Genomic DNA, 21,561 nt, shown 5'->3' on the forward strand with positions numbered 1-21,561 from the left:
TGAAAACCCACACCACCTACAACCAAGCAACCGCATGGTCACACCGGCGACACGACCTCGCCGCTTGACATTCCGGATCCAGGGATGTCTGACCCACCCCGCCGACGACCGGCCCGCGGGCTCGGCGGGCCGCGCGGTGAGGTCAGGGGGTGGTGGTGAGGGCGGTGGCGAGGGTGGTGACGGCCGTGGCCGCACGCGCGGGGCCGTAGGCGTCCTTCAGGGCCGCGGCCGCCTCCGCGCCCATCGCGGCCAGCAGCGTGTGGGACAGCGGGTCCGCGTCACCGCCCGGGCGGCACTCGGCCAGCAGGATCGCGACGTGCCGGTGCCAGAAGCGGTAGGCCCCGATCCGGTAGCGGGCCCCCGGGCTAGCGGTCTCCGACATGCGGACCAGGTCCAGGTGGGCGAAGAGATAGTCGAGGTAGGCGGCCACGAAGGCGGCCAGCCGCTCGGACGCGGGAGCGCCGGGCCCGAGGGGCGGCGGGCCGGACAGGACGCGCTGCTGCAGGTCGCGTTCGCGCGCGTCCAGGAGCGCCACGGCGAGCCCCGACTTGTCACCGAAGCGCCGGAAGAGCGTGCCCTTGCCCACCCCGGCCTCCGCGGCGACGGCGTCCATCGAGACCGCCTCCACCCCCTTCTCCGCGAACAGCCGGGCCGCCGCGGCCAGCACCTTCTCCCGGTTGCGCGCCGCGTCCGCCCGCTCTTTCACCGGCTGGCCGACCAGAAGCTCCAGGGACTCCGACATGATTCGGACTCTAGTCCATTTTCAGTGCCCGCCGGCACAGCCGGAACGCGCCGTTGGACGTGGAACGGACGGGCGTCCCGGGTGACCCTCAGCCGGACAGACACCACACTGGGGGAATCTCATGGACCACGCCGTCGTCATCGGCGCGAGCATGGCAGGGCTGCTGACCGCGGCCGCGCTGCACCGCCGCTTCGCCACCGTCACCGTACTCGACCGCGACACGCTGCCCGCCGTGGACGTCCACCGGCGGGGCACCGCGCAGAGCCGGCACGCCCACGGCCTGCTCGCCAGGGGCCGCGAAACCATCGACGAGCTGCTGCCCGGCATCACGGCCGAACTCGTCGCGCAGGGCGCGATGGAGGGCGACCTGCAGCGGCACTCGCGCCACTACCACGCCGGGCGGATGCTGGCCCGCGGCGACAGCGGCCTGATCGGGCTGCTCGTCAGCCGGCCGCTGCTCGAAGGCCAGGTACGCCGCAGGGTGAGCGCGCTCCCCGGCGTGCACGTCTCGCCGGGCAAGGTCGTCACCGGCCTGCTCTCCCGGGACGGGCGCGTCACGGGGGTGCGCCTGGCCGACGGGGAGCCGATCCCGGCCGACCTGGTCGTGGACGCGGGCGGCCGGGCCTCGCGCACGCCGCTCTGGCTGGGCGAGCTGGGCTACCGGCCGCCCGAGGAGGAGCGGGTGGGCATCGACCTGCGCTACGGCACGCGCGAGTTCCGCCGCGGGCCCGGCGTCCTCGACGGGGATCTGGTCACCGTCGAGATCGCCGAACCGGAGTCGCCCACGCTTTCGTAGCGCTGGCGCTGGATGAAGACGACCGCTGGATCGTCACCGTGACTCCTCCGCCCCCGGGGGGAGCGGCTTCTCGCGTTCTCAGGCCGAGCTCGCCTGAGTCGGCGACGGCCAAGCCCTGACCGGCACCCCTTCCGAGGCACGAGGGAACGCTATCAGGCAAGGCAGTGCCCTTGCTGGGCGTTCCTGGCACTACCCTGCGATATCTGAGGGCCTGCTGGTCGTCGGGGACGCGGTCTGCGCGTTCAACCCGATCTACGGCCAGGGCATGACGGTCGCCGCGCTGGAGGCCAGGATGCTGCTCGACCCGGACCTGCGGCCGCTGCCGTTCTTCCGGCGGATAGCGAAGATCGTGGACGGCCCGTGGGAGATCACGGTGGGCGGCGACCTGGTGATGCCCGGCGTGGAGGGCCACCTGACGCCGAAGGTCCGCATGGTGAACGCGTACCTGGAGCGCTTCCACGCGGCCGCCGCGCACGACCCCGAGCTGGCGCTGCGCTTCCTGCGGGTGTCGAAGCTCTACGACCCGCCGCCGTCGCTGATGAGCCCGGGGACCCTGCTCAGAGTGCTCCGCAGCGGCGCACAACGAGCAGTGCCAGTGCCCGCGTGACCTCGCGCAGCTCCCGCAGCTCGACCTGTTCCCTGGGGGCGTGCGCGTACCGCACGTCCCCGGGGCCGTAGTGCAGGGTCGGGATCCCGCCGGCCGCGTACAGCCGCAGGTCGCTCCCGTACGGCGCCGCCGCCTCGGCGGGCCGCGCGCCTGTGACGTCGGCGACCGCCCGGCCGACCTCGTCCAGCAGCGCGTGCCCGGCGGGCAGCCGGCCGCTGGCGAACTGGCCGCCGGGCCACGTCACCACCGGCGGGTTCGCGCGCAGCCAGGGATCGGCGACGTCGGCGACCGCATCCTCGAACGCGGCCCGCGCCGCCGCCGGGTCCTCGTCCAGCCGCACCCCGAGCCGGCCCTCGGCCACCAGCAGGTCGGGCACGGTGCTGGCCCAGTCGCCCGCGCGCACGGTGCCGACCTCGATCGGGTACGGCGCTCCGTCGCCCCGGAAGAGGCCGGGCCGAGAGAGATCGGGAACGTCCCGGTTGCGCTCGGTCTCCAGCCGCCTGATCGCCTCGAACACCGGCCAGAACGCCTCGACCGCGCTGACCCCCTCGTGCCGCGTGGCCCCGTGGGCGGCCCGCCCGGCGATCTCCAGCCGGAAGGTCAGCGCGCCCGCGTTGGCCGTGATGACCGCGCCGCTGGTGGGCTCGGTGATGACCGCGGCCTGCGCCGTGTGCCCCCGGGCGAGCGTGGCGAACGCGCCGAGCCCGCCGTCCTCCTCGCTGATCACGCAGTGGACCGCCAGCGGCCTGGCCAGCCTGACCCCGGCCTTCTTGATCGCCCGCGCGACGGCCAGGTTCGCGACCAGGCCCGCCTTCATGTCGCAGGCGCCCCTGCCGTGCAGCACGTCGCCGGTGATCCGGGCGGCGAACGGGTCGTGCCCTTCCCACTTGGCCAGGTCGCCGGTCGGGACGACGTCCACGTGGCCCTGGAGCGCGAGCGCCGGCGGCCCCTCGCCCTCGGTGACGGCCACGACGCCGTACCCCTCGCTCCTGGGCGCCTCGGTGCCGGGGAAGCCGGGGCGGGCGGCCAGGCCGGCGAGGTCGAGTTTCCAGACGTCCACGTCCATGCCGGCCTCGGTGAGCAGGCGGGCGAAGCGGTGCTGAAGCTCCGACTCGGCATCGGTGCCGGTCACGCTGGGGACGCCGACGGTCTCGGCCAGCAGGCTCACTGTCTCGACCTCGTCGATGGCGTTCAGGACGCCGGCCTCCACGTCGCGCATGGAGCACACCTTACTCATGAACCCGAATCGCGCTTTGTGGCGATACAAGGCGTGCGGACATGGGTGAGCTGGATCGTGGTGGTGCCGTTCGCGGGGTGGGGGGCGGTGCGGTTGAGCGGGTTCGAGCCGGACTGGCCGTGGGTGCCGGTGGTGGCGTACACGCCGTACGCGGTGTGCGCGGCGGCGGTGAGCCTGGCGCTGGCCTGCGTGCTGCGGCGGTGGGCGGCGGGCACGGTCGCGCTCGTCACGGTGCTGGCGTTGGTGCCGGCCGTGCTCCCCCGGGCCCTGGTCGACGGCAACCCCGACGCCGACGGGCCGGTGCTGCGGGTGCTCGCGGCGAACCTGCTGGTGGGGCGGGCCCACACGGCTGACCTGATGGCGCTGATCAGCAGGTTGCGGCCGGACGTGCTGACGTTGCAGGAGTTCACGCCGGACGCCATGCGGCGGCTGGACCGGGCGGGGGTGCGCGCGCTGTTGCCGTACGCCGTCACGCGGCCGCGGGAGGGGGTCGGCGGGTCGGCCGTGTACGCGCGGCACCCGCTCACGGCCGGGCAGGCCATCAACTTCGGCGGCTTCGGGCAGGCCAGGGCCTGGCTCAGGCATCCCGGCGGGGCCCGCGTGGAGATCGTGTCGGTGCACCCGTGCGCGCCCAAGCGGATCGGGCGGCAACCGTGCTGGCAGTCCGGCCTGGAGGCGCTGCCGCCGGCGGGCAAGGAGCTGCGGGTGCTGGCGGGCGACTTCAACGCCACGCTCGACCACCTGCCGGTACGCGCCCTGCTGGCGAGCGGCTACCGGGACGCGGCCGACGTCATGGGGCGGGGATTCGTGGCGACCTGGCCGCAGGAGGGCTCGCGGGTGGATCTGCCGGGCGTGGCGATCGACCACGTGCTGGCGGACTCGCGGATGGCGGTGCGGGAGTTCCAGGTGCTGCCTCTGCGGGGGACCGACCACCGGCCCGTGTTCGCCGAGCTCAGGCTGCCGTGATCGCGCTTCCGGAGTCTCGGGGGTGTCCTGACTCGTAAACTTGGGCTGTGGTTGAGCCCAAGTTCGAAATTCAGATGCTGCACGACCGGGTCATGATCAAGCTGGAGTCGGAGGCCGCGGAGCGGCGCAGCGGCTCCGGGATCGTCATCCCCGCGACGGTCAAGCTGGCCAACCGGCTGGCCTGGGGCGAGGTGTGCGGCGTCGGGACGAACGTGCGCTCGGTCAAGGTGGGCGACAAGGTGCTCTTCAATCCGGAAGAGCAGTCCGAGGTCGAGGTGCACGCGCAGGTCTATCTGGTGATGCGCGAGCGCGATCTGCACGCGGTGGCCACCCAGGAGACCGACCACGGCACCGGCCTCTATCTATGATCCTCGGGTGAAGGAGAGCCAGAGCTCCGCGGCCCACGTCGTACGGGGCAGTTCCGCGAGCACGCGTGTCACCTTGCCGGTCAGGTCCAGCAGCACCAGCCGGTAGGCGGTGCCGCGCGCCACGACGGCGATGACGTGGCTGTCGTCCCACCAGCCGAACAGCGCCTCCGGCCGGGCGTTCACCCGCTGGGCGATCTTGCCGGTGGCCGGGTCGACCAGGCAGAGCTGTTCCTTGAAGCGTGCCGGGCACCAGGTCGTCAGGCGGGTGCCCGACGGCGAGAACGAGTCCTCGGGGCCGGTCGGCAGGCCGACGCCGGCGTAGGTGCGCAGGACCGCGCCGTCCAAGGCCCGGTAGACGCGCAGGCCGGTGCCGTACATGGAGACGAGGTTGCCGTCGGGGCTCCACCAGAAGCCCGCTTTCGCGCTCAGGCCGGTGACCCTGATCGTGCGGGCGGTCTTGGCGGCCACGTCCACGACGGTGTAGCCGATCACGCGCCACGTGCCGCCGGTCTTCTGCTCGACCGTGAGCGCGACCCGTTTCCCGTCGCGGGACCAGGAGGCGTAGGAGGCCGTCAGGGGCTTCTTGACCGTACGGATCCGGCCGGCGGCGCCCGTGGTGCGGTCGGTGACGATCAGGGAGTCGTAGCCCGACCGGTACGCCCTGGGCACGCCTGCCGTCAGCCGGCCGCCGGGCGCGACGGACACCTCGGACAGCGCCTGTTGCCAGGTGAACGTGCTCCCGGTCGTGGACCTGAGGTAGGTGCGCTTGGTGCCGAGGCCGTAGGCGGTCAGGCGTACCGGATCACCCGTTGTTTCGCGATATTTCACGCCTGCGGTCCCGGGGAGGACGAGGTCCGCCCGGGCGGCGGGACCCGTAAACCCCGCGGACGCGTGGCCGGAAAGCGTTAAGGACAGCGCGATGACGATTTTGGCGATCACGCCCGCAGAATAGGCAGGAAAGCATGGAATATCGGGCCGGTATACCGGACCGATCTATATGTAACCCCGGACGAACGCGATCGCGTCGAAGCCGAGCGTGAGCAGCCCGAAGTAGACGATCACCGCGGCGGCGGCCACCGTCACGACGAGCACGACGACGCGCACCGGCCAGCCCTGCCGCTTGTACCACTCCATCCAGGCGTGCAGCGTGCGCTTGCCGAACTCCAGCACCCTGCGGGCCCAGTGGAACTCCACGGCCAGCACCGCCAGCCCCGCGAACACGACCGCCCATCCCGGCCCGGGGAAGGGCACCATGATCAGCCCGGCCACCACCATGACGGTCCCGATCACGCCGAACACGATCTTCAGCGTGAGCGCGCCCGTGCGCGTGGACCTGATCCCATCCAGCCACCCGTGAAGGCCCGTACGGCGCTCGGGCATGCTGGAATGCTCGGCGGCCTCGCCCTTGAGCATGTCGGCGTCGCCGGTGTCGGAGTTCTGAACCTGCACAATTCCCCCCCGGCAGTCGGTGTGCCATCCAGGATACGGGCCCTCACTAGGTGCCGACTTGCAGGCGACTAGCAAGGCCTGAAACCCTCCGAACGGCAAAATTTCCCGCCAGAAGAGGCTACTTCCGGCAAACATCGGTTAATGTCTGCTATGCCCGAGGTCTTGCTTCGCACCGTCACCGGCCCTGTACGAGCCGCGGCCATCACCGGCCCCGTACTCCCCCACGAGCACCTGCGTACCGACATGCGCTGGGCCGTCGGCATCGACTCGGACCCGTACCGGTGGCTCGACGAGGAGCAGGCCGTCACCGCCGAGCTCCGCGAGCTGCGCCAGGCCGACGGCCTCGGCCTCGTGGTCGACCTGACCTGCATGGGGATGGGCCGCGACGCCGCCGCCCTGGCCCGCATGGCGGCCGGCAGCCGGGTGCCGGTGATCGCCTCGACCGGCCTGTTCGCCGAGCCGTTCACGGACGTCGGCGACGCGGACGTGGACACGCTCACCGCCCGCCTCATGGACGAGATCCTCAGCGGCGTGGACGACATGGGCGTCTTCCCCGGCGTGATCGGCGAGGTCGGCACCTGGGGCGCCGAGCCGACGCCGCGCGAGGAGCGCTGCCTGGTCGCCGCCGCCCGCGCCTCGCTGAAGTCGCGCCTGCCGGTCGCCACGCACGGCGCGCACGCCCCCGCGCTCCTGGAGATCCTGCTCGGCCAGGGCCTGCCGGGCTCCCGGGTGGCCGTCGGCTACGCGGGCACCGACCTGGGCGCGGCCAGGAAGATCGCCGAGGCCGGCGCGTACGTGAGCCTGGGCGTGCTCGGTCTGGGCGCCGACCAGGCGGCCAGGATCGCGCTCGGCCTCATCGAGGACGGCCACGCGGAACGCCTGCTGATCAGCACGGGGCTGAGCCGGGTCGCGCAGCTGCGCAAGTACGACGGGCCGGGCTACGCGCACCTTTTCCACGCGCTGCTGCCGCGCCTGCGCGAGGCGGGCGTCGGCGAGGACACGATCGGCCTCATCACCACCGCGAACCCGGTGCGCTGGCTCACAGGCGGAATGGCTTGACCCCAACCAATGTCAAGGTTGCAGACTCGCCTGCATGACCTTCACACCAGCGGAACTTGACTACCTGTCCTCGCAGCACCTCGGCCGGCTGGCCTCCGTGTCGCCCGGCGGGCAGGTGCAGAACAACCCGGTCGGCTTCTTCGTCGACGCCGGGACCGGCACGATCACCATCGGCGGGCACGCCATGGGCGCGTCCAAGAAGTTCAGGAACGTCGGGAAGGGCAGCACCGTCGCGCTCGTCGTGGACGACCTGGCCTCGGTCGATCCGTGGGTGGTGCGCGGCATCGAGATCAGGGGCACGGCGGAGGCGCTGAGCGACGTGGACCCGCCCGTGCCGTACTTCTCGAGAGAGATCATCAGGATCACCCCGAGGAAGATCACCTCGTGGGGGCTGGACGGCCCGCGCCAGACCCGGAACCTGTGAAAGCTCGCTAGGATCGGGGCAACGCGAACCTTGGCCGGGTGGGGATGGTGACGGAGCAGACGCACAGGGCCGGCCGCCTGCGCCGGCCGCTCGCCGCCCTGTCACGCCTGACCCGGGTCGGCGACGTCCCCGTTGTGATCATGCTGGCGTGGGCGGGCTGGCTGGCCGTCCCGTGGTCGTTCAGCGGCCTCGCCCAGGCCCGCGCCGCGGCCGCTGCCGCCGCGGCGGAGGCCGAGCCGCCGCCGTTCTCCACGGAGTCCGTACGCGCCGAGCCACCGTCGTTCTCTTTCGCTGAGCCGCCGCTTTTCGCCGAGTCCGTACGAGCCGAGCCGGCGTGGGGCATCCCCGCCGCCCAGCCCCACCGGCTCACCACGGTGCGTTCCGCCGACGGCGCCGGGCCCGACCTGCTGGCGGCGGAGCGGGCCAGGATCGCCGGAGAGGTGCACGACGCGGCCGGGCACGGGCTGGCGGCCATCGCCATGCAGGCCGGGATCGCGCTCGTCACCCTGGACGACGACCCCGAGCAGGCGCGCGCCTCGCTGCGGGCGATCAGGGAGACCAGCACGACGGCGCTCGCCCAGCTGCGGGCGGCGCTCGACGGCATCGACCCGCCGGGCGCCGACCTCGCCGGGCTGATCGACGGCGTCCGGGCGGCGGGCGTGCCGGTGGACGTCGAGCCCGCGGACCTCGCCGTGCCCGCCCATCTCCAGGCCGCCGTCTACGGGGTGGTGCGCGAGTCGCTGACCAACGTCCTGCGGCACGCGGGGCCCACCAGGGCGCTCGTGCGGGTGGGCGGGGGTCCGGGCGAGTTCGTGGTGGAGGTGGCCGATCGGGGTGTCGGCCGTACGGGCGCGGGCGAAGGGCGTGGGCTGGGCGGGATGCGTGCCAAGGTCACCGAGGCGGGCGGCCATCTCGCCGCGGGACCGCGCGAGGGCGGCGGCTTCCAGGTGACCGCCCGGTTCCCCCGGATCTCCGCGTGACCACCCCGGACGGCACGACCTCCCCAAGCCGGACGCCCGCCCCGAACCGGGCGCCCTCCCCGGACGGCGCGACGGCCCCGTACGGCGCGATCCCCTTGGACGGCGCAACCGTCCCGGACGGCGCGTCCTCCCCTGAGGGCGCGGTCAGGGTGGCCGTCGCCGACGATCAGGCGGTCGTGCGGATGGGGCTGCGGGCCTTGCTGGAGCGCGCGCCCGGGATGGAGTGCGTGGGCGAGGCCGCCGACGGCGCCGCCGCGCTCGCGCTGATCCGCCGCACCCGCCCCGACGTCCTCCTGCTCGACATCCGCATGCCCGGCATGGACGGCCTGGCCGTGCTGCGGGCCATCGCCGACGACCCCGGGCTGCGAGCCACCAGGATCGTCGTGGTGACGACCTTCGCCGTCGACGAGTACGTCTTCGCCGCCCTCCAGGCCGGCGCCAGCGGCTTCCTGCTCAAGGACAGCGCCCCGGAGGAGCTGGTCAACGCCGTACGCGTGGTGGCCGCCGGGGAGGCGCTGCTCTCACCGGCGATCACGAAGAAGGTCATCGGGCTGTTCGGGCGGCACGGCACCGAGCCGGTCGAAGGGCTGGAGACGCTCACGCCCCGCGAACGGGAGCTGGTGGCGTGGGTGGCCACCGGCCGGTCGAACGAGGAGATCGCCAAGGAGCTGGTGATCAGCCCCGACACCGTCCGCACCCACGTCAGCCGCGCCATGCTCAAGCTGCATGCCAGGGACCGGGCCCAGCTCGTGGTCTTCGCCATGCGAGCCGGGCTCAGCGTGTGACTTACCGCAGGAAGCCCTCGTAGTTGCGCTGCTGGAGCTGGGACTCGATCTGCTTGACGGTGTCCAGCCCGACGCCGACCATGATCAGCACGCTCGTCCCGCCGAACGGGAAGTTCTGCTGCGTACCCGGATCCCGGAGGATCGCGAACGCCACCAGCGGCAGCAGCGCCAGCACCCCCAGGTAGAGCGCCCCGGGCGCGGTCAGCCGGGAGAGCACGTACGCCAGGTATCGCGCCGTTGGCCCGCCCGGCCGGATCCCGGGAACGAATCCCCCGTAGCGCCGCATGTTGTCCGCCACCTCCACGGGGTTGAAGGTGATCGACACGTAGAAGTAGGCGAAGGCGACGATGAGCAGCACGTACACGCTCATGTAGAGGGGATGCGTCCCCGAGGTCAGGTTGAGCTCCACCCACGTCCGCGCCGAGTCCCCCAGCAGCGGCGCCACCAGCGTCGGCAGGTACAGCAGCGAGGAGGTGAAGATCACCGGCACGATCCCCGCCTGGTTCACCTTCAGCGGGATGTAGGTGTTGGTGCCCCCGTACATCCGCCGCCCCACCATCCGCTTCGCGTACTGCACCGGGATCCGCCGCTGCGCCTGCTCCACGAACACCACGGCCGCCACCAGGCACAGCCCGGCCGCCGTTATCACCACGAAGCTCACCGGGCTCATCACGAAGATCTTCGCCATGTATCCCGGGAAGACGGCCACGACCTGCGTGAACATCAGGATGGACATGCCGTTCCCGATGCCCCGGTCCGTGACCAGCTCGCCGAGCCACATGACCACGCAGGCCCCGGCCACCATGGTCAGCACGATCACGGCCACGGGCAGCAGCCCCTCGTCGCGCAGCAGCGGCTTCGCGCACCCGGGCAGGAGCTGCCGTGAGCGGGCGAGCGCGACGATCGTCCCGGCGTTCAGCACGGCGAGCCCGACGGTCAGGTACCGCGTGTACTGGGTGATCTTCGCCTGGCCCCGCTGCCCTTCCTTCCTGAGGGCCTCCAGCCTGGGCACCGTCACGGCGAAGAGCTGCATGATGATGCTGGCCGTGATGTACGGCATGACGCCCAGCGCGAACACCGACAGCTGCAGCATCGCGCCCCCGCTGAGCATCTGCACCATGTCGAACAGCCCGCCCCTGGCCGACCCCACGCACTCCCGTACGGCCACCACGTCCACCCCCGGGGAGGGCATGAGCTGCCCGAGGCGGAACAACGCGATCAGTCCCAGCGTGAACAGCAGCTTCTTACGCAGCTCCGGCACCCGGAACGCCCTGGTCAAGACGGTCAGCATGGTCAAGAAGTCTGACCTGGGCGGCGCCCGGGGTCGTCCGCCGAGACGAGGCACCCGCGTACGCAAATCCGCGTACGCGGGTGTCAGGACAGCAAGACGGTCAGGACGGCACGCGGTAGTCGTCGTCGCGGGCGTCCAGGATCGCCATGTGCCCCGGCAGGTGGCCGATCGCGTACTCGACGCCGCTGGCCATGACCGCCGCCTGCGGCGTCACCCCGCACGCCCAGAACAGCGGCGCCTCCCCCTCCCGCACCTCGACCGGATCGCCGAAGTCCGGCCGGGCCAGATCGTGGATCCCGATCGCCGCGGGGTCCCCGACGTGCACCGGAGCCCCGTGCACCAGCGGATACTGCCCGCTCACCTCGATCGCGGTCTTCACCAGCTCGTCCGGCACCGGCCGCATCGACACGACCAGCGGCCCCGACAGGCTCCCGGCCGCCGTGCAGGCGACGTCCGTGACGTACATCGGCACGTTCGTCCCCAGCTCCAGGTGCCGCACCGGCACCCCGGCCGCGAGCAGCGCCCGCTCGAAGGTGAAGCTGCACCCGATGAGGAACGGCACCAGGTCGTCCCGCCACCGCTCCACCACGTCGCCGAGGTCCGCGACCGGCTCGCCGTCGCGGTAGAGCCGGTATCCGGGCAGGTCGGTACGGAGGTCGCCGGGGAACAGCGGCGTGGACCAGGCGCCCGGCTCCCCCACGTCCAGCACGGGGCACGCCTGCGGGTTGAGGTGGGCGAACAGCAGCAGCTCGTACCGCAGCCGCCGGGGCACGGCGATCAGGTTGGCCTGCGTCCACCCCAGGCACCACCCCGCCGTGGGCACGCGCTCGCCGGCGCGGAAGCGCTCCCGCGCCTGCGCCGGGCTGAGATCGGCGACGTCCACACCCCGACAGTACGCCCGCGTGACAGGTTTGCGTGATGCCGGGCGTTTCCGGGGTAGCAGGCGTGCGTCTCGACGTGAACCTCCTCGACTACGTGCTCATCGCCATCTACTTCGCCACCGTGCTCGCCATCGGGTTGGCCGCCCGCAAACGGATCAGCTCCAGTCTCGACTTCTTCCTCGCCGGGCGCGGCCTGCCCGCGTGGATCACCGGGCTCGCGTTCGTCTCGGCCAACCTGGGCGCGATCGAGATCCTCGGCATGGCGGCCAACGGCGTGCAGTACGGCGCCATGACCGTGCACTACTACTGGATCGGCGCCGTGCCCGCCATGGTGTTCCTCGGCATCGTGATGATGCCCTTCTACTACCGCTCCAAGGTCCGCAGCGTCCCCGAGTTCCTGCGCAAGCGCTTCAACGGCGCCACGCAGCTGCTGAACGCGATCACGTTCGCGGTCGCGCAGATCCTCATCGCGGGCGTGAACCTCTACGCGCTCGCCCTGGTCATGGAGGCGCTGCTGGGCCGGCCGCTGCCGGTCTCGGTGGTGGTCTCGGCGGTGATCGTGCTGGCGTACATCACGCTCGGCGGCCTCTCGTCGGCGATCTATCGTGGGCCGCGTTCAGCGGTCCACGAGAGGCAGCGGGGCTCCGCGCCTACAACGAGGTGCTGCAGTTCTTCGTGATCCTCGCCGGGCTGATCCCGCTGACCGTGCTCGGGCTGATCAAGGTGGGCGGCTTCTCGGGGCTGGCGGACAAGGTACGGCAGAGCCCGCTCGGCGAGGGCGGCCTGCACACGTGGGCGGGCACGGCAGGCGACAACCCGATGCACGCGCACTGGATCGGGATCGTGTTCGGCCTCGGGTTCGTGCTGTCCTTCGGGTACTGGACCACGAACTTCGCCGAGGTGCAGCGGGCGCTGTCGGCCAGGAACACGAACGCGGCCCGGCTCACGCCGATCATCGCCGCGTACCCGAAGCTGTTCATCCCACTGGTGACGGTGCTGCCGGGGATGATCGCGCTGGTGCTGTTCAGCGGCTGGGGGCAGGGGCAGGCGTACAACAACGCGATCCCGATGCTCATGCGGGACCTGCTGCCGAACGGCGTGCTCGGGGTCGCGGTGACCGGGCTGCCGGCCTCGTTCATGGCGGGGATGGCGGCCAACATCAGCGGGTTCAACACGGTGTTCACCAACGACATCTGGCAGTCGCACCTGCGGCCGGACCGCGACGACGGCTACTACGTGCGGGTGGGCCGGATCGCGACCGTCGCGGGCGTGGCGCTGGGCGTCGGGACGGCGTTCATCGCGGCCGGCTACTCCAACATCATGAACTACCTGCAGGCCCTCTTCTCGTTCTTCAACGCACCGCTCTTCGCGACGTTCATCGTCGGGCTCTTCTGGCGGCGGATGACGCCGTGGGCCGGCTTCTGGGGACTGCTCGCCGGCACGCTGGCGGCCTTCGCGTCGTACATCGCGTTCAAGGCCGGGATCGTGGACTTCGGCACCGAGCTGAACGCCAGCTTCTGGGGCGCGGGCCTGGCGTTCGTCGTGGACGTGATCGTGTCCGTGGCGGTCACGCTGGTCACCACGCCCAAGCCCGCCGAGGAGCTGCGCGGGCTCGTGTACGGGCTCAACGCCACCGACCTGGCGGACGACGCGCTCGCGGGCGACGCGCGCTGGTACCGCTCGCCGGTGCTGCTCGGCACGGGCGCCCTCGTCCTGGCCGTTGTGATGTACGGGGTGATCCTGTGAGTGACATTCGGATGGTGATCGGCGGGTTGTTCCTGGTGTACGGGGTGATCCTCGTCGTCGCCGGGGCGTTCGGGAGCGCGATCAACCTGTGGACCGGCCTCGCCATGGCCGTCTTCGGCGGCGCGTTCGTGGCCTGGGCCCGAGCCAGACGCCTCTGACCGCCCCTCCGGCCCCGGCCCTGACCGGCACCTTTCATGGCACCGGTCCGGGCCAGACGGCCCTGACCGGCTCGGTTCGCCCGTTCATCGCAGGCCTTACTCGTCGCGAGCCCTACTCGCCGCGATCACATCGCCGAGATCTCGTCCAGGCAGCGCACGATCAGCACACCACGTGAACTGCTCAAGCGCGCGCCGAGAACGGCCGACGACGCCTCAGCACCCTCAGTACTCGACCTCGAACGTATGTGCCCCGAGGGCGTACCCGTCCTGCCTGGGCACCACGTACCCATGCTCGATCAGGTGCTTGAGGCTCTCGCGCACCTGCTCCTCGGTCAGCCCGCACGCCCGCACCAACGCGGCCGGAACCGCCATGCCGTGCTCCACCGCCAGTGACGCCACCGCCTCGTAGACGTAGACGTCGACGTCCGACAGAGCCTGCACATCGTGGACCTCGATCATGATCGCTGTCTCGCCCCCTCCCTCAGCCGGTTCGGGTCGACCTCACGGTCCGGGTTGCGGCGAAGGTACTCGGATTCCAGTTCGTTCATCCGGGACGTGTGCACCGCCAGAGCGTCGTCCGACCCGTGGAAGAAGGTGTCGCTCCGGGTGACGTGCAGTTGCCGCAGCTCGCGGACCAGATCCTCGTCGCTGAGCTGCGCCGGATCTATTCCCATCGTCGTCATGGGCTCCCCCTACCCCAGAGACCCTCGACAATATCTGTCACATTTCCTGACATATGGGCATTGTTTGTAAGAGATCGCCGCCTTACCGTCCCCTTATGGACCTCGAGCTCAGGCACCTCAGGATCGTCCGTGCGGTCGCGGACGCGGGAAGTGTGAGCAAGGCCGCATCCCAGCTCGGGCTGGCCCAGCCGGCCCTGACCGCCCAGCTCAAGCGCATCGAGCGGGTGCTCGGCGGCACGCTGTTCGAGCGCGACAGGCATGGCGCGCGACCCACCAGGCTGGGCGAGCTCGTGCTCTCCAGGGCACGAGTACTGCTTCCCGCAGCACAGGAGCTGCAGGAGGAAGCCGTACGTTTCGCCGCCGCCCCCTCCCCCGGATTCCGCATCGGCGCCACCAACGGCCCCATACTGGGCGGCCTGGTCGACCGGCTCGCCGCGGAAGGGGCGGTCAGCACGTACACCTCCTGGTCGGCCCACGAGCTGACCAGCATGGTCGAGCTCGGCCGCCTCGACTACGTGCTGACCGGCGCCTGCGGCGACTCCGGCACCCCCACCGGCGCGCTCATGTGGGAGACGATCAGCCTCGACCCCGTGTTCTGCCTGGTCGGCGAGGACCATCCGGCCGCCAAGGAGAAGGAGGTGGAGCTCGCCGACCTCGCCGGCGAACAGTGGGCGGTGACGCCCGGCGACGGCTGCTTCGCCGACTGCTTCGCCACGGCGTGCGCGCGAGCGGGGTTCACCCCGGGCACGATCTACGAGACCGACGTGTCAACCTGCACCCACCTCGCCCAGGTCGGCCGCGCGGTCGTGCTCTGCCAGGCCACCCACCAGGCCGCCCAGGGCCTGACCATGGTGCCGTTCGCCGGCGCGCCACTGCGCTGGCGCCAACTCCTCGGCCACCACCCCACCGCCCCCAAAGCCGACTGGGTGGTGGCACAGGCCAAACAGGCCCACCTGGACGCCGTACGCCGCAGCCCCGTCTACCACGACTGGCTGGTACGCAACCCCAGCTACGGCACCGCGCCCTAAGCTTCGCCCCGCCCCGTAAGACCCGCCACCGCCCCGAAAACCATCGTCTGCCCCGGACTCCGCCCCCACCCGTTGGACCCAAAACAACACCCCGGGGAGGGCACCCCACCCTCCCCCGCAACGACCCACCTCAGACCCACCTCAGGCGATGCTGAACTCCCACCCCGGCCGCCACTCGAACGGCGCGTCAACCAACTCCTCCAACGGAGTCCCATCCAGCAGATTCTGCAGCGCCCACCGATTGGCGGAATGCGACACCACGAGCACCACACCCCTGCCACTCATCCATCATGTCCCGCAGAAACCCGCCATCTCCCCCACGACCTGCCGATAGCTCTGCCCACCCGGCCACGGCATATCGATATGCCTACTCCGCAACGCCGCCACCTCACCGACCGGCCGTCCGTTGTAGCGCGCGGACAACTCCCCGGGTAACCACCCGGTGGCGATGCCCGTCTCGTTGTCCACTGCGATGGAGCGAGTCTCGCAAACCAGCGTCACGGCCACGCCCAGACGCTACCGCCCCATCAATCCCCTACGACTCCGCTGGGAGCGAAGACCCCGAATATGATCGACCGAGGCTCCAACAACACTGCCGGGCATGGAATGATATCCGCGGAGACCCGTCTCCCGTTCGGCCGGACGCCACGACCGCATCCGATGCTCTAGCCTTAGCATGCGCAGGGGCTCGGCACGGTCTTCCGACGCCCCACCGCACGTCACACAACTTAATCCAGGGGCGGTAGCTCAGCCGGTCAGAGCATCGGACTCATAATCCGTGGGTCGTGGGTTCAAGTCCCACCCGCCCTACTTCGCTTGACTAGCCCAAACCCCTGCCTGACCTGCCCTATTGCATGGAGGCGGGGGTTCTGAGCGTCCGGCTGTCTACGGCTCGCCCCCACTGCCTGCGGGTGTCTCTACCCAATGCTTACCCACGGTGCAAGCATGATCCGGATCATGAGTCGCGCCCCGCCATCTTCCAGCACGCCCAAGATGACACAGCAACTCGACAACCTCGTTTGCCAAGTGCTCTGACCGTATAGAAGTAGTCCTCTGACCGGAGACCCATCTCCGGGGCGGACGATCGCGAACGCGGCGTTACGAAACCTCAAAGTCTTAAGAGGTCTACGGTTCGATCGCCTACAACCTGCACAGACGCAGGATTTGCTCGAACCCGGAGGGCAATGTTAGAGTGTCTCCCGCTCGGGCACACGTGTGCCCGTTTCCTCAAAGCCCTTGATTCCCATATGGGATTTCAGGGGCTTTTCGCGTTTCTACCCTTGTCCGTCTGAAAGCGGCCCTGCACAGCGGGGCCGCTTTCGTGTTTTCTGGGAGAGAATCATGCCCCTCCGTTCGTCGTCGCTCACCGCGGTCCCCTTGCCACTCCTGCTGGTCGGCGCATGGCTAGCGACCGTTCTCGTGATCGCCTTCCTGGTCTACGCAATCTTCAAGGCCACCATCAACAAGACCGACGCTCGCGACCTACCTAAGGTCCTCCCGGCGCTAGCCCAAATGCTGGGCGCCCTAACCCTCCCGCTCAACCGCGCCTTCAACAACTCCTCTTCCACCGCCCCAACCACAGTGCTGCAGGAGCCTGCCCCCCAGGAGCAGACTGGCAGCCAGGGCATCGATACGACAGGGGCAGGACAGTGACTAGGCGACGTCGCACGAACAGCGACCCGGTTTCGCGGATCGCTCTCGATGAGGGGCAACTTCTAGCCTCTGCGCTGCATGCTCTTCCTCAACGTGAACGAGATGCGCTCTGCATGGCCTACGGACTTTCCACGGGTACCCCCATGCTCGTGCGCGAGATCGCAGAGCTGTACGGGATGAGGTACAGCCAAATGTGGAGGTTCCTGGACAGGGCAGTTCGCATGTTACGCGAGTCGTCCCATGTCGGCGTACTGCGAGTTCTGGAGGAAGGCAGAGCAGTCGATGTCATCGACGCAAGACGCATGCCCAAGACCTTTATGACTCTTCCGCCGACAGAAATAACCTGGTGCGCTCATTGCCACGAGCGCCAATTCGCCTCCCGCATCCCCGATGAGGGCAGCGGCGGCCGGCCGCGGAAATACTGCTCAAACCGGTGTCGTCAGGCCGCCTATCGAGCTCGGCGCGCTCGGCGCGACTCTCCGTAGGCTGCCGCACTATGAGGCGTGCCAGAGGTCAAGGCCAAGATCCCTGCCTGCCGAAAACTACATCCATACACGACGTCCTACTTCTCTGGAACAGCCAAACTCCCGCCTGACCTGCGCCTTTGCCTGGAGACGGGGGTTTCTTATGTCCAGGACTTCACCGTGCGGATGACTTACAGCTCGAAGCCCGGCCGGCTGGCGCCATACCCCTGCTTGGCCGGCCACAGGACGACGATGTCCTGGCTGTGGGCCAGTTCGATCAGGTCGTGGCGCGGCTCGCTGGGCAGCAGGATCGCCCTCGTGGCATCCGGTAGGAAGCGGCCGTAGTCGGCGAGCTGGCCGATGGCCATGCGCACGTTCTCGCGGGTGACGCTGCCCTTGGCCTCGACCAGCAGCTTGGCGTCGTGGTCGTACAGGTCGGTGAAGAGGGGACGGGTCTCCCCCTTCGGCAGCATCTGATGCCGGCCGACCTTGTGGTTCTTGCCGCGCAGGTAGTCCCCCAGCGCCTGCACGAGGGTGGACTCTTTCCGCTCGGCCTCGTACGGCTCTCGGTCGGGGTTGACGAAAGTCCGCTCTGTGAGCTGCTGCTCCAGTTCGAGCTCCTGCACCTGGTCTTCGTTCGGGTTGTCGTTGGCGGCGTCGAGCAGCCGCGCCAGGCTGGTCTGCGGCGGCTGTACGTCTGCGTCGATGGGGCGCAGCCGGAAGACGATGACGCGGCGGATGGCGCCGCCACCAGTTTCGGGGGCGTCGGCCTCATACCAGGGCTCCTTGTCGTCCACCTCGAACTCGCCGAGGTAGGTGACGGTGCCGCGGGCGCCCTGGAAGACGCGCAGCGCCTTGTTGTTCTGCTTGTGGTTGAGGATGCTCGCGTTCCCGGACATCATCCGCTGGTCGCCGTACTGGCCCTCACCGCTGTAGTGGAACAGGCCGTCGGGCATCCAGCCGTCGAAGTAGCCGTGCTTCTCCCCGGCGATGGGGTCGGTGAAGACGAAGACGTTGTCGCTGCGACTGGACGGGCCGATGCCGCCCTGCGTGCGGCCACCGAAACGCTCGTGCAGCGTCTTGCGCTCGATCTGCTGGTTGGGCTTGAGAGTCCATGCGGGGGTGGGGGTTGTCATGGGGCAGTCCCTCCTGCGATCACTTTGCTTGTGATCTACCTTAGCGGACCCCGATCATCGGCGTGCAACTCCTGTACGGAAATTGGATGCCGATTTTCGGGGTCCAATTGAGGCATCAGGTCAGACCGGAGGGTCGAGATCCTTCAATGCGTCGGCGATCCGCCGCTTTGCGGCCTCGTCTTGGCCAACGATGCATTTCGCGTAGATCCTTAGCAGGACATCCACGCTGTGACCTGCCCATTCGGCTACCTGCGTGGCCGGTACGCCGGCGTTGAGCCAGGTCGAGACGCAGGCGTGGCGCAGGTCGTAGATGCGCTTGGCCAGCGGTGACTGCGCTTCCTTCTCGGTCAGGGCCTGCTCTCTGGCCTTGCCCCATACTCGCCGGCATGTAATGCCGGCGAGCTCGCCGCCGCGCACCCCGGTGAACAACCGCCCTCCGGGGCCGGCGCCAAACTCCGCAAGGTGCGCGCGGAGAATCTGGGTTAGCGCGGGCGGACAGGGCACGACACGGGTCTCCCCCTCGGCGCGATGCTTGAGGGCTCGCACTTCCCGCAGGCTGCCGTCGTCCGTCCATTCACGGCCGGCGAACGGGGCGGCGCCGGCGAAGCGGAGCTCGCCCCAACCGTCTGCCGGCTCCTCCGGTTCTCCCGTTTCAGGATTTCTGGCCAGTTCGGGGAGGATGATGTTGTCCTCGCTAAGCCTGACTACTTCCTCGGGACGTAGCCCCGCGTAATAGATGACGGCGAAGAACGCGACCAGCCGCTTTCCGCTGGGCTGTTGTGCTTCCACTGCGGCAAGTAGGCGGCGCGCTTGAGCGTGGTTGACGACGCTACGTCGGTCCACTTCGTAGGTGACCCGCGGCGGCTTCCACTTCAGAGCCTTGATCGGGTTGGAATCCAAGAGCTTCAGCTCTACGGCGTAGTCCATGGCGTTCTGCAGGATGGTCTTGTGCCGGCGAATCGTGCTTGTGGCGGCGGTCTTGCCGTTCAGGCGCGAGGTGGCGGCGTCGAGCAGCGCACGGACAGTGGCCGCCTCGGTCAGGGCGGAAACGGGACGGGTGTTCTTGGCCAGCCACGCCAACACCTCGGCCGTTTCCGCGGACGCTTCGGCACGCTGTTTCGCGTTGAACCCCCATCGACGCATGGCGGTTCGGAGGTCGAGGTCAGACGGTTTGCCCTTGCCGCTCGTAAGCATGGCCGGCGTGGCTGCGGTGAGGGCGCGGGCGATGTCTTGGCGGTACTTGGCTGAGGCAGCTTTCCACTTGAAGTCGGCGAACCTGCAGGCGAAGTCGTACCAGGTCATCTCTGGCCGCTCAACACGGCTCCACTTCACCGGCTCGCCGGTGACCAGGCTGAAAGGCTCGCCCTCCCGAGCGGCGGTGAGCAGCTTGCTTCGGTAAGCATCTGCTTGCGCACTCTTCTGGAAGGTCCGCTTCCACGGTTTACCATCCGTGGACCACTGGACGCGGTAGGAGGTGACCTTGCCCGCGGCGTTCTTGCGGACCTCGGTCTTATGAACGCGAACTCGGTAGGTCGTGTTCTCCATCAGGCCACGTCCTCTCGGGCGTTGAGCCAGCTTTCAAGGTCGGTACGGCGTACACGGAGGGAGTTGTTGGGCAGGGTGATGCAGCGTGGGGCGCGGCCTTTCTGCCGCCAGTCGTAGAAGGTGGACCGGGAGATCTTGAGTTCGGTGCAGATCTCGGCGACGGTGAGCATCACGTGCAAGCGGGTGACGGTGGCAGCCATCTGGCGCGTTCCTTCTGTGCGTGTGGACTGGTGCATGGGGCGGCCTCGGCGGTGTGCTCGGCACTGTCGCCGAGACCCGTTGCGAGGGCGGTGGAGACGGGTTTGGAGGGGGCACCCGTCCCACCCGTCCCAAGCTCATTTCCGCAGCTCAAGCCTGGGACGGGTAGATGAGGTGGGACGGGTCAACCCGTCCCAGGCATGGTTTCCGTCCCGGGCTGACCTGCGGCAACGAGGTTGGGACGGGTGGGACGGGTGCCCCGCTCCAACGGGACCACGGCAGCCTCGGGGAGGGGTTCGAGGGCCGGGCAGTAGCGGGACCATGCATCCCCGAAATCAGCCCGCTGGTAGCCCTTGGCCTGCCCGTTGGGGAAGCGGATGTTGGCGGATCGGATGTCGTATTCGCCGAGCATGATGCCGAGCTTGCGCGGGGTGAGTCCGGCCGGTCCATGCTCGTTCCATTCTCCTTCTGGGAGGACCTTCAGCCGTTCCAGAAGGAGGGCGGTTGGTAGGGCGGTATCGGTGCCAAAGGCGGTGCGGCAATCGGTCAGTAGGCGCAGGCCGATGGAGGGTCGGCCGTTGTCGTCGGCTTCGGCGGTCAGCGCGACGGCGGCGGCGCGGGCGCGGTCTGGCCAAGTGCCGCCGGCGTGGTCGGCGACGATTACCAGGGGTTCCCAGGTGTCGGCGGCGCGGTCTTCGACGGGCATGGCGGGTTCGGCCTCCTCCAGTCTGGCCAGGTCGGCGCGTAGCCACTGGTTGAGTGCGGCGGCCAGGTCGCGTAGCGGGGTGCGGTCGCGGCGGTGTCGGTAGGGTGCGGCAGTCTCGCCGGGGGCGCGGCGGCGCATGCGGACGACGACGGCGCGGTCTTCGATGGTGTCGGGCATGGCGCCGATGCCGGCAAGTGCCGCCATGGCGAAGGTTGGAATGCTTTCTACGCGGTTGGTGGCCGCGTCGTAGCGTTTGGCCGGCCGGTTGCGCTGGTGTCCGGCGTTGAGCAGGCCGCGGAGGTCTTCGTTGCCGTCTGCTTTGGGGCCGAAGATGGTATCGGCTTCGTCCACGAGCATGGTCGGCGGGTCGTCGGTGATGGAGCGGTAGACGGCGGCGCTGGAGGAGTTCACCGTGATGAACGGCTGGTGGCAGGTGGCCTCCACGATGTCGAGGAGCCGGGACTTGCCGCACCGCTTTTCCGGGCCTCGGATGACCAGGCGGGGTGCGTGCGCCCACGCGGGTTGAGCGTGGGTGGCAGCGATCCACAGCGTGACGGCGTCGGCGGCCTCGCTGCTGGGCAGAATGACGTAGCGGGTCAGGGCGGCGCGAAGGCGGTCTAGCAGGTCCGCGCCGGGCGGGTGTTGGGTCATGGTGGTGC

26 protein-coding genes and 1 tRNA gene are annotated in these 21,561 nt (G+C 69.7%); 14 read left to right on the forward strand and 13 right to left on the reverse strand.

Annotated features, from left to right (window positions below):
- Window positions 1-142 precede the first annotated feature (142 nt).
- Entirely contained in the window at window positions 143-742 is a 600-nt protein-coding gene (locus tag ACWDRB_RS60305) for a TetR/AcrR family transcriptional regulator (RefSeq protein WP_350741560.1), read from the reverse strand.
- A 121-nt stretch (window positions 743-863) separates the two neighbouring features.
- Here ACWDRB_RS60305 and ACWDRB_RS60310 point away from each other — a divergent pair, with 121 nt between their 5' ends.
- Both ACWDRB_RS60310 and ACWDRB_RS60315 read left to right on the forward strand, forming a co-directional pair.
- Window positions 864-1,538 (forward strand): FAD-dependent oxidoreductase, encoded by a 675-nt coding sequence (locus ACWDRB_RS60310; RefSeq protein WP_449910676.1) that lies wholly within the window; start codon window positions 864-866, stop codon window positions 1,536-1,538.
- Between the two features lie 265 nt (window positions 1,539-1,803).
- Window positions 1,804-2,145 carry a hypothetical protein gene (locus ACWDRB_RS60315; RefSeq protein WP_449910678.1) on the forward strand — a complete coding sequence of 114 codons (342 nt, stop codon included), beginning with the start codon at window positions 1,804-1,806 and terminating at the stop codon, window positions 2,143-2,145.
- Here the strand turns inward: ACWDRB_RS60315 and ACWDRB_RS60320 are convergent.
- Window positions 2,096-3,364 carry an ArgE/DapE family deacylase gene (locus ACWDRB_RS60320; RefSeq protein ID WP_449910680.1) on the reverse strand — a complete coding sequence of 423 codons (1,269 nt, stop codon included), beginning with the start codon at window positions 3,362-3,364 and terminating at the stop codon, window positions 2,096-2,098. The two genes, ACWDRB_RS60315 and ACWDRB_RS60320, sit on opposite strands and share 50 nt — an antisense overlap.
- 63 nt (window positions 3,365-3,427) lie before the next feature.
- Here ACWDRB_RS60320 and ACWDRB_RS60325 point away from each other — a divergent pair, with 63 nt between their 5' ends.
- Both ACWDRB_RS60325 and ACWDRB_RS60330 read left to right on the forward strand, forming a co-directional pair.
- Complete coding sequence (locus ACWDRB_RS60325) at window positions 3,428-4,348, forward strand: endonuclease/exonuclease/phosphatase family protein (RefSeq protein ID WP_449910682.1); 921 nt, start codon at window positions 3,428-3,430, stop codon at window positions 4,346-4,348.
- Window positions 4,349-4,395: 47 nt separating this feature from the next.
- Window positions 4,396-4,716 carry a GroES family chaperonin gene (locus ACWDRB_RS60330; RefSeq protein ID WP_449910684.1) on the forward strand — a complete coding sequence of 107 codons (321 nt, stop codon included), beginning with the start codon at window positions 4,396-4,398 and terminating at the stop codon, window positions 4,714-4,716.
- Here the strand turns inward: ACWDRB_RS60330 and ACWDRB_RS60335 are convergent.
- On the reverse strand, window positions 4,711-5,655 hold the full coding sequence (locus ACWDRB_RS60335) for a hypothetical protein (protein WP_449910686.1): 945 nt from the start codon (window positions 5,653-5,655) through the stop codon (window positions 4,711-4,713). The two genes, ACWDRB_RS60330 and ACWDRB_RS60335, sit on opposite strands and share 6 nt — an antisense overlap.
- Window positions 5,656-5,709: 54 nt before the next feature.
- Window positions 5,710-6,165: a TIGR02611 family protein gene (locus ACWDRB_RS60340; RefSeq protein ID WP_449910688.1), complete on the reverse strand. Its 456-nt coding sequence runs from the start codon at window positions 6,163-6,165 to the stop codon at window positions 5,710-5,712.
- A 150-nt stretch (window positions 6,166-6,315) separates the two neighbouring features.
- Between ACWDRB_RS60340 and ACWDRB_RS60345 the strand changes: the two genes are divergently transcribed.
- From ACWDRB_RS60345 to ACWDRB_RS60360, 4 genes are all read left to right on the forward strand, one after another.
- Window positions 6,316-7,224 (forward strand): phosphotriesterase family protein, encoded by a 909-nt coding sequence (locus tag ACWDRB_RS60345; protein WP_363963172.1) that lies wholly within the window; start codon window positions 6,316-6,318, stop codon window positions 7,222-7,224.
- A gap of 34 nt (window positions 7,225-7,258) precedes the next feature.
- Window positions 7,259-7,648, forward strand: coding sequence for a PPOX class F420-dependent oxidoreductase (locus ACWDRB_RS60350; RefSeq protein ID WP_449910690.1), 390 nt, complete (start codon window positions 7,259-7,261; stop codon window positions 7,646-7,648).
- Between the two features lie 44 nt (window positions 7,649-7,692).
- Entirely contained in the window at window positions 7,693-8,628 is a 936-nt protein-coding gene (locus tag ACWDRB_RS60355) for a sensor histidine kinase (protein WP_449910802.1), read from the forward strand.
- A 95-nt stretch (window positions 8,629-8,723) separates the two neighbouring features.
- Window positions 8,724-9,413 carry a response regulator gene (locus ACWDRB_RS60360; protein ID WP_449910804.1) on the forward strand — a complete coding sequence of 230 codons (690 nt, stop codon included), beginning with the start codon at window positions 8,724-8,726 and terminating at the stop codon, window positions 9,411-9,413.
- Between the two features lies 1 nt (window position 9,414).
- Here the strand turns inward: ACWDRB_RS60360 and secY are convergent, their stop codons facing one another.
- Complete coding sequence (gene secY / locus ACWDRB_RS60365) at window positions 9,415-10,704, reverse strand: preprotein translocase subunit SecY (protein WP_449910691.1); 1,290 nt, start codon at window positions 10,702-10,704, stop codon at window positions 9,415-9,417.
- A gap of 100 nt (window positions 10,705-10,804) precedes the next feature.
- Complete coding sequence (locus ACWDRB_RS60370; RefSeq protein ID WP_449910693.1) at window positions 10,805-11,587, reverse strand: putative hydro-lyase; 783 nt, start codon at window positions 11,585-11,587, stop codon at window positions 10,805-10,807.
- A 62-nt stretch (window positions 11,588-11,649) separates the two neighbouring features.
- Between ACWDRB_RS60370 and ACWDRB_RS60375 the strand changes: the two genes are divergently transcribed.
- From ACWDRB_RS60375 to ACWDRB_RS60385, 3 genes are read left to right on the forward strand one after another with little or no spacing between them, the layout of a single operon-like run.
- Window positions 11,650-12,264, forward strand: a complete 615-nt coding sequence (locus ACWDRB_RS60375) for a sodium:solute symporter family transporter (RefSeq protein ID WP_449910695.1) — start codon at window positions 11,650-11,652, stop codon at window positions 12,262-12,264.
- A complete protein-coding gene (locus ACWDRB_RS60380) occupies window positions 12,246-13,331 on the forward strand; it encodes a sodium:solute symporter family transporter (RefSeq protein WP_449910697.1) in 1,086 nt (361 codons plus the stop codon). Before ACWDRB_RS60375 ends, ACWDRB_RS60380 begins: the two co-directional genes overlap by 19 nt.
- Window positions 13,328-13,489: a hypothetical protein gene (locus ACWDRB_RS60385; RefSeq protein WP_449910698.1), complete on the forward strand. Its 162-nt coding sequence runs from the start codon at window positions 13,328-13,330 to the stop codon at window positions 13,487-13,489. The genes ACWDRB_RS60380 and ACWDRB_RS60385 overlap by 4 nt, the downstream gene beginning before the upstream one ends.
- Window positions 13,490-13,711: 222 nt before the next feature.
- Here the strand turns inward: ACWDRB_RS60385 and ACWDRB_RS60390 are convergent, their stop codons facing one another.
- Together ACWDRB_RS60390 and ACWDRB_RS60395 are read right to left on the reverse strand one after the other, a co-directional pair.
- Complete coding sequence (locus ACWDRB_RS60390) at window positions 13,712-13,948, reverse strand: hypothetical protein (protein ID WP_350741537.1); 237 nt, start codon at window positions 13,946-13,948, stop codon at window positions 13,712-13,714.
- Window positions 13,945-14,172: a DUF6158 family protein gene (locus ACWDRB_RS60395; protein ID WP_449910701.1), complete on the reverse strand. Its 228-nt coding sequence runs from the start codon at window positions 14,170-14,172 to the stop codon at window positions 13,945-13,947. Before ACWDRB_RS60395 ends, ACWDRB_RS60390 begins: the two co-directional genes overlap by 4 nt.
- A gap of 95 nt (window positions 14,173-14,267) precedes the next feature.
- Here ACWDRB_RS60395 and ACWDRB_RS60400 point away from each other — a divergent pair, with 95 nt between their 5' ends.
- Window positions 14,268-15,200 (forward strand): LysR family transcriptional regulator, encoded by a 933-nt coding sequence (locus tag ACWDRB_RS60400; RefSeq protein WP_363963160.1) that lies wholly within the window; start codon window positions 14,268-14,270, stop codon window positions 15,198-15,200.
- A 288-nt stretch (window positions 15,201-15,488) separates the two neighbouring features.
- On the opposite strand, the gene ACWDRB_RS60405 is transcribed toward ACWDRB_RS60400, so the two are convergent.
- Window positions 15,489-15,707 (reverse strand): hypothetical protein, encoded by a 219-nt coding sequence (locus tag ACWDRB_RS60405; protein WP_449910704.1) that lies wholly within the window; start codon window positions 15,705-15,707, stop codon window positions 15,489-15,491.
- A 229-nt stretch (window positions 15,708-15,936) separates the two neighbouring features.
- Between ACWDRB_RS60405 and ACWDRB_RS60410 the strand changes: the two genes are divergently transcribed.
- Both ACWDRB_RS60410 and ACWDRB_RS60415 read left to right on the forward strand, forming a co-directional pair.
- Window positions 15,937-16,010 (forward strand) — tRNA-Ile (locus ACWDRB_RS60410).
- Between the two features lie 531 nt (window positions 16,011-16,541).
- A complete protein-coding gene (locus ACWDRB_RS60415) occupies window positions 16,542-16,853 on the forward strand; it encodes a hypothetical protein (protein WP_449910706.1) in 312 nt (103 codons plus the stop codon).
- Window positions 16,854-17,508: 655 nt separating this feature from the next.
- On the opposite strand, the gene ACWDRB_RS60420 is transcribed toward ACWDRB_RS60415, so the two are convergent.
- The 4 genes from ACWDRB_RS60420 to ACWDRB_RS60435 all read right to left on the reverse strand — a co-directional run bounded on the left by ACWDRB_RS60420 (window position 17,509) and on the right by ACWDRB_RS60435 (window position 21,553).
- Entirely contained in the window at window positions 17,509-18,453 is a 945-nt protein-coding gene (locus tag ACWDRB_RS60420; RefSeq protein ID WP_449910707.1) for a restriction endonuclease, read from the reverse strand.
- A gap of 120 nt (window positions 18,454-18,573) precedes the next feature.
- The gene (locus ACWDRB_RS60425; protein WP_449910708.1) at window positions 18,574-19,998 is read right to left on the reverse strand and encodes a tyrosine-type recombinase/integrase; all 1,425 of its coding nucleotides are present in this window, start codon (window positions 19,996-19,998) and stop codon (window positions 18,574-18,576) included.
- The gene (locus ACWDRB_RS60430) at window positions 19,998-20,198 is read right to left on the reverse strand and encodes a helix-turn-helix transcriptional regulator (RefSeq protein WP_449910710.1); all 201 of its coding nucleotides are present in this window, start codon (window positions 20,196-20,198) and stop codon (window positions 19,998-20,000) included. The genes ACWDRB_RS60425 and ACWDRB_RS60430 overlap by 1 nt, the downstream gene beginning before the upstream one ends.
- A 182-nt stretch (window positions 20,199-20,380) precedes the next feature.
- On the reverse strand, window positions 20,381-21,553 hold the full coding sequence (locus ACWDRB_RS60435) for a DUF3631 domain-containing protein (RefSeq protein ID WP_449910711.1): 1,173 nt from the start codon (window positions 21,551-21,553) through the stop codon (window positions 20,381-20,383).
- Window positions 21,554-21,561: the final 8 nt, after the last annotated feature.

The organism is Nonomuraea sp. NPDC003707 (genome assembly GCF_053587055.1).